Origin of the sequence: Streptomyces sp. NPDC060205, assembly GCF_042728395.1 — a bacterium.
GTDB lineage: Bacteria > Actinomycetota > Actinomycetes > Streptomycetales > Streptomycetaceae > Streptomyces.
On record NZ_JBHWZP010000456.1, the window covers coordinates 1 to 6,155 of the forward strand.

5 protein-coding genes and 1 pseudogene are annotated in these 6,155 nt (G+C 72.1%); 3 read left to right on the forward strand and 3 right to left on the reverse strand.

Going from position 1 to position 6,155, the window contains the following annotated elements; all coding sequences use genetic code 11:
• Positions 1–63: 63 nt before the first annotated feature.
• The gene (locus ACFWGJ_RS40760; RefSeq protein WP_387334016.1) at positions 64–1,032 is read right to left on the reverse strand and encodes an alpha/beta hydrolase; all 969 of its coding nucleotides are present in this window, start codon (positions 1,030–1,032) and stop codon (positions 64–66) included.
• A 206-nt stretch (positions 1,033–1,238) separates the two neighbouring features.
• On the opposite strand from ACFWGJ_RS40760, the gene ACFWGJ_RS40765 reads away from it, so the two are divergent.
• A complete protein-coding gene (locus ACFWGJ_RS40765) occupies positions 1,239–1,697 on the forward strand; it encodes a MarR family winged helix-turn-helix transcriptional regulator (RefSeq protein ID WP_387334017.1) in 459 nt (152 codons plus the stop codon).
• Positions 1,698–1,863: 166 nt separating this feature from the next.
• Here ACFWGJ_RS40765 and ACFWGJ_RS40770 read toward each other — a convergent pair whose 3' ends face one another.
• Entirely contained in the window at positions 1,864–3,522 is a 1,659-nt protein-coding gene (locus ACFWGJ_RS40770) for an amidohydrolase (protein ID WP_387334018.1), read from the reverse strand.
• 27 nt (positions 3,523–3,549) lie between these two features.
• Positions 3,550–5,091, reverse strand: coding sequence for an APC family permease (locus ACFWGJ_RS40775; RefSeq protein WP_387334019.1), 1,542 nt, complete (start codon positions 5,089–5,091; stop codon positions 3,550–3,552).
• A 204-nt stretch (positions 5,092–5,295) separates the two neighbouring features.
• Here ACFWGJ_RS40775 and ACFWGJ_RS40780 point away from each other — a divergent pair, with 204 nt between their 5' ends.
• Both ACFWGJ_RS40780 and ACFWGJ_RS40785 read left to right on the forward strand, forming a co-directional pair.
• A complete protein-coding gene (locus ACFWGJ_RS40780; RefSeq protein ID WP_387334020.1) occupies positions 5,296–6,000 on the forward strand; it encodes a TetR/AcrR family transcriptional regulator in 705 nt (234 codons plus the stop codon).
• A 46-nt stretch (positions 6,001–6,046) separates the two neighbouring features.
• A pseudogene (locus ACFWGJ_RS40785) lies at positions 6,047–6,155 on the forward strand (TauD/TfdA family dioxygenase); the annotation flags it as partial.

A 6,155-nucleotide genomic window follows, 5' to 3' on the forward strand; every position in this document is an offset into this window, starting at 1 on the left:
TCACCCTCCCGCGTGCGTGTACGGGAGGGGGAGGGCCGGGCCGTGTTCCGGCGGCCGGGACGGTCAGCCGGTGGCCAGGGCGCCCTTGAGCACGGTGATCGCCTGGCTGATGGCGGCCTCGGCGGCGTGGGTCTCGCGCAGGGCGTTGAGCATCACGAAGTCGTGGATGACGCCCTGGTAGCGGACCGCGGTGACGGCCACGCCGGCCTCGCGCAGCTTGTTGGCGTAGGCCTCGCCCTCGTCGCGCAGGACGTCGGCCTCGCCGGTGACGACGAGGGCCGGCGGCAGCCCGGTGAGCTGCTCGGTGGTGGCGCGCAGCGGGGACGCGGTGATCTCGGCGCGCTGCTTCTCGTCGGTCGTGTACTGGTCCCAGAACCACTGCATGCCGTCGCGGCGCAGGAAGTAGCCCTCGGCGAACTGGTGGTACGAGGCGGTGTCGAACGAGGCGTCGGTGACCGGGTAGAACAGCACCTGCTGGACGAGTGCGACGCCGCCGCGCTCCTTGGCCATGAGCGTCAGGGCCGCGGCCATGTTGCCGCCGACGGAGTCGCCCACCACCGCGATGCGGGAGGCGTCGAGCCCGTGGTCGGCGCCGGTGGCGGCGACCCACTGGGCGACGGTCCAGTTCTGCTCGATGGCGACGGGGTAGCGCGCCTCGGGCGAGAGGTCGTACTCGGGGAAGACGACCGCGGCGCCTGCGCCGACGGCCAGTTCGCGCACCAGGCGGTCGTGGGTGTGGGCGTTGCCGAAGACCCAGCCGGCGCCGTGGATGTAGACGATGACCGGCAGGGTGCCGGTCGCTCCCGCGGGGCGCACGATCCGGGTGCGCACCTCGCCGGTGGGGCCGCCGGGGACGGTGATCCACTCCTCGTCGACCGCCGGCTTGGCGATCTCGCCCGACTGGACCTCGTCGACGGTCCTGCGGCCTTCGGCCGGGCCGAGGTCGAACAGGTAGGGCGGGTTGGCGGTGGCCTCGGCGAAGGCCGCGGCGGCGGGCTCCAGGACGGGGCGGACTCCGGTTGTGTCGGTCATGACGCTCTCCTCGGATCTGGTGCCGTGGGCACGCTCCTCGCGGGCTTCGCCGGGAGCGGGGGCACTTCCAGAACAGTAGCGCACGCTTTAGTCGTGCACAACTCATTAGGGCGCGATACGATCGGGGAGACTCGATGACACAGTCAGCGATAGGGTGTGGATCACCGAGGCAGATCGAGGTAGATCACCGAGTACGGAGGTACGCCGTGAGCACCGCCGGAACCGAATCGCCGCAGGGGGGTTCACTCCTGCTGGAGGACCAGCTCTGCTTCGCCCTGTACGCGGCCTCCCGGGCGGTCACCGCCCGCTACCGCCCCCTGCTGGACGAGCTGGGGCTGACCTATCCGCAGTACCTGGTGATGCTCGCGCTGTGGGAGCAGGACTCGATCTCCGTACGCGACCTGGGCACGGCCCTCCAACTGGAGTCCAGCACCCTGTCACCGCTCCTCAAGCGCCTGGAGGCGAACGGGCTGCTGCGGCGGGAGCGCCGGGCGGAGGACGAGCGTTCGGTCGCCCTGCACCTCACCGAGGCCGGGCTGCGCCTGCAGGACCGCGCGAACACGGTCCCCCTGGCCATGGGCGACGCAATGGCCCTGACCCCCGAACAGGACGCCACAGCAAAACACTTGCTCCGCCTACTGACAACAAACGTCAGCACCCCGTAGGCGGCGGGCCGGGGCGCAGCCCCGCCCCAAAGGGGCGCGGGGAACTGCGCGATCAGCCCCCACCGGGCCGCAGACAAAAAGGTCTTCACAGAGGCCCGGGAGAACGCCGCCAAGCACTACGACGAGCAGCAGCCCGCCAGGGACACCGCGCCGGCCACACGCCGGCTCACGCGTCGCCCGCCGCGTACACCCGGCGGCCGTCGACGAAGGTCTGCAGGACGCGGGTGGCGGCGATCTCCTCGGGGGGCCCGGCGAAGGGGTCGCGGTCCAGGACCACGAGGTCGGCGAGTTTGCCCACGCCGACACTGCCCGTGCTGCCGTCGAGGTGGTTGGCGTGGGCGCTGCCCGCGGTGTACGCGGCGAGGGCGGCGCCCAGGTCGAGTCGCTGGCCGGGCAGGAAGGCCGGGGTGCCCTCGGGCGCGTCGGGGGCGATCCGGTTGACGGCGACATGGATCGCGGCGAGGGGGTCGGGGCTGCTGACGGGCCAGTCGCTGCCCGCGGCGAGGGTCGCCCCGGCGCGCAGGAGGTCTCCGAACGGGTACTGCCACGCGGCCCGTTCGGGGCCGAGGAACGGGATGGTGAGGTCGTCCATCTGGGGTTCGTGCGCGGCCCACAGCGCCTGAAGGTTGGCGCTCGCCCCGAGCGCACGGAAGCGTGGTACGTCCTCGGGGTGCACGACCTGGAGGTGTGCGAGGTGGTGGCGGGTGTCGCGCCACCCGTTGGCCGCGCGGGCCGCCTCCACGGCGTCCAGCGCCTCCCGCACGGCCCGGTCGCCGAGTGCGTGGAAGTGCACCTGGAAGTCGAGCGCGTCGAGTTCGGTGACGTACTTCTTCAGCTCGGCCGGCTCGACGAAGCTGATGCCGGAGTTGTCGGAGGCGCAGCCGCAGCGCGTGAGGTACGGGCCGAGCAGCGCGGCGGTGTGGTTCTCCGCGATGCCGTCCTGCATGACCTTCACGCTGGTGGCCCGGAAGCGCCCGCAGCTCGACCCGGCCCGGCGGGCGACGAGTTCGGGGATCTGCTCGGCGCCCCTGGCCCGGTCCCACCACAGCGCCCCGACGACCCGGGCGGTGAGCAGACCGCGGTCGGCCGCCGCGTGATAGGCGGGCGTCGGATCGGTCATGTTCGCGTACGTGCCGACGATGGCGTCCTGCCAGGCCGTGATCCCGTACGAGTGCAGCACGGCCTGGGCCCGTAGCAGCGCGGCGAGTTGTTCGTCGGGTGTGGGGGCGGGCAGCAGGCGGCCCACGAGGTGCGCCGCGCCCTCCTGGAGCATGCCGGTGGGGTTGCCGTCGGCGTCCCGCTCGATGCGTCCGTCGGCCGGGTCGGGGGTGTGGGCGTCGATCCCGGCGCGTTGCAGGGCGAGGGAGTTGACCCACACACCGTGGTGGTCGCGGTTGGGCAGGAACACCGGCCGGTCGGGGACGACCGAGTCGAGCAGCGCGGCGGTGGGCGTGCCGCCGGGGAAGGCCTCCATGGACCAGCCGCCGCCGGTGATCCACTCGGCGTCGGGGTGGTCGTCGGCGTAGGCCTTCACCCGCCGCAGGTACTCCCGCGGGTCGACGGTGTCGTTGAGGTGGCACAGGCCCAGTTCGGTGCCCGCGCCCAGGGGGTGGACGTGGGCGTCCTGGAAGCCGGGCAGCAGGAGCCGGCCGGCGAGGTCGACGACCTCGGTGCCGGGTCCGATCAGTTCGTGGACCTCGTGGTGGCCGACGGCGGCGATCCGTCCGTCGCGCACGGCCACCGCGGTGGCCCGGCTGCGCGCGGCGTCGACGGTGTGCACGGGTCCGCCGGTCAGGACGAGGTCGGCGGCCTGGGAGTGGGACATGGGTTCAGCGCTCCGGGGGGAAGGGGCTCAGACGGCCGTGCGGTCCATGGGAAGGGAAAGGGCGTCGGCGTCGGTGCCGCGTCCGGTGGTGAAGTACGGGGAGCGTCGGACGTACTTGGCGACGGCCGCCATGACGAGGCCGCTCAGCACGATGGTGACGGGCAGGGAGAGCATGAACCAGCCGTTGTCGGGGCTGAGTTCGATGTGGTCGCTCATGGTCAGGTAGGAGTGGGCGAGGTAGCCGCCGAGGCCTAGCAGGGTCAGGCCGGAGGCGGCCGGGACGCCGACGGCGAGCAGGGCCTCGCGCGGGCCGTCGCGGCGGGCACCCCGGAAGCGGACGGCGCAGGCGAGCGCGGTGAGGCCGTAGTAGAGGGCGACGACCAGGCCGATGGCGTTGACGGCGGCGAGCAGCATGTCGCTCAGTCTGGGGATGGCCATGGCGAGCAGGGCGATGGCGGTCGCGATCGACATGACGACCACGGTGCCGGCGGCGGGTGTGCCGTACTTGGGATGGATCCGGGTCCACAGCGGGCCCATCGTGCGGTCGCGGCCCATGGCGAGCAGGCCGCGGGCGGTGGGGATGACGGAGGACTGGACGGAGGCGACGGCGGAGAACATCAGGGCGAGCAGCGGCAGGCTGGCCCACGGTTCGGCGGCGAGCTTCGCACCGAGGTACGGGAGGGCCTGCGGGCCGTTGGCGATGAGTTCGGGCAGGCTCTTCTCCCGCTGGAAGGCCACCGACGCGAAGACGAAGAGTCCGAGCATGGCGAACAGGGCGATGAAGCCGCCGCGGGCCGAGTCGCCGGGGCCGCGGGTCTCCTCGGTGACGCTGAAGGCCGCGTCCCAGCCCCAGAAGAAGAACACCGCGAGGACCATGCCCTGGGCGAAGGCCGTGCCGCTGGAGATCTCGAAGGGGTTGAACCACGACCAGGAGAAGTCCTGGTGGCCGGTGACCAGAGCCCAGGTGCAGAAGACCAGCAGGACGGCGTACTCGAAGACCAGCAGGCCGAACTGGAGTCGGGTCGCGGCCCGCACCCCGGTGATCGCGAGGACGGTGACTCCGGCGAGGACCACCAGTCCGACGACCGTGCTCGCGGCGGTGGACGTCGGGTCCAGGGCGATGCCGGCGAGGGAGTCCAGGCCCGCCTTGTTGGCGAAGATCAGCACGACCGAGCCGGTCACCGCGCTGGTGTAGCCGAGGAAGATGACCGAGCCGACGAGCGTCACCCAGCCGGCCAGGAAGCCGGGCCAGGGGCCCAGCGACGTGCCGACCCAGGTGTAGCCGTTGCCGCAGTTGCGCTCCGAGCGGTTGAGGCGGGCGAAGGCGGTGGCGATGCCGAGGACGGGCAGGAACGCCAGCAGCAGGAGGGCCGGGGCCTGGAGCCCGACGATCGTGCCGATGGCGCCCATGCCGATGGCGATGCTGGTGGTGGCCGCGGTGCTGGAGGCGGCGATGGCGACACCGTCGATCACGCCGAGGGAGCGGCGCAGTTCCGCCGGCGGGCGGTCCGGGGCCGTCTGGCCTGAGGCGTTCCGGCCTGGGGTGTTCCGGCCTGGGTTGAGAGACATCAGGGCTCCTCACGGGGAGGGAGAGGGACGGGGAGGAAGAGCCGTGTGGGGGTGCGATGGATGGAACAGCGTCCGCACACTTTGCGTCAATGCCGTTGACATAAGGCGGCGACCGGCCGTTCACTGAAGCTGCGGCGGTCCATCGGCGGGAACAGCGGTGGCGCCCGTCCCTGCCGTGTCCCGGCGCGAGAGGAATCACCCGTCATGCCCACCCGCGCCCCACAGGAACGCCGGCGGCGTCGCCCCACCGCGGCAGGCGTCCTGCTCTCCAAGGAGCTGATCACCGAGACCGCGCTGCGCCTCATCGGCGAACACGGTCCGGAGGCGCTGAGCGTGCGCCGTCTGGGAGCGGCCCTGGGCTGCGATCCGAGCGCGCTCTACCGCTACTTCCGCAACACCGACGACCTGCTGCTGGCCGTCTCCGACCGGATCATCGGGGACGCCATGGCCGGGTTCGTGCCCGGTCCCGACTGGGTGGCCTCACTGCGCGAGATGGCGATGCGGGTGCGCGACGGATACCTCGCCCATCCGCGGGCCGCCGCCATGGCCTCGTACCGCATCACGCGCCGGGAGAACGAGTTCCGTGCCGTGGAGACCGGCGTGGGTCTGCTGCTGTCCGCCGGTTTTCCGCCCGCCCATGCCGTGCGGCTCTACCTGGCCTTCATCGACACGGTCCTCGGCCACGCCGCCCTGGACGCCGCGTGCCAGGCGCTCCCCCGCGAGCGCCGCGAGGCCGACGAACAGGCGTGGACATCGGCCTACCGGTCGGTCGACCCGGAGGCCTATCCGGCGCTGAGTCAGGTGCGGGACGAGCTGCACGTCATGGCCGGCAGCTCCTTCGAACTGGCGGTGGATCTGCTGCTCGACTCCCTGGCGGCCCGGGCCGCCGCCCTCCCCACAAGGACATGACAGGGTCGCCGGCACGATCAGGTCAGACGCAGGAAACGGAGCACGTATGACGACGGACAGAGGTACGCGGATCGAGGTCAGGCCGGCCGCCGGCCATATCGGAGCCGAGATCACCGGCATCGATCTGGCGGGCGACCTGGACGACTCGGTGGTCG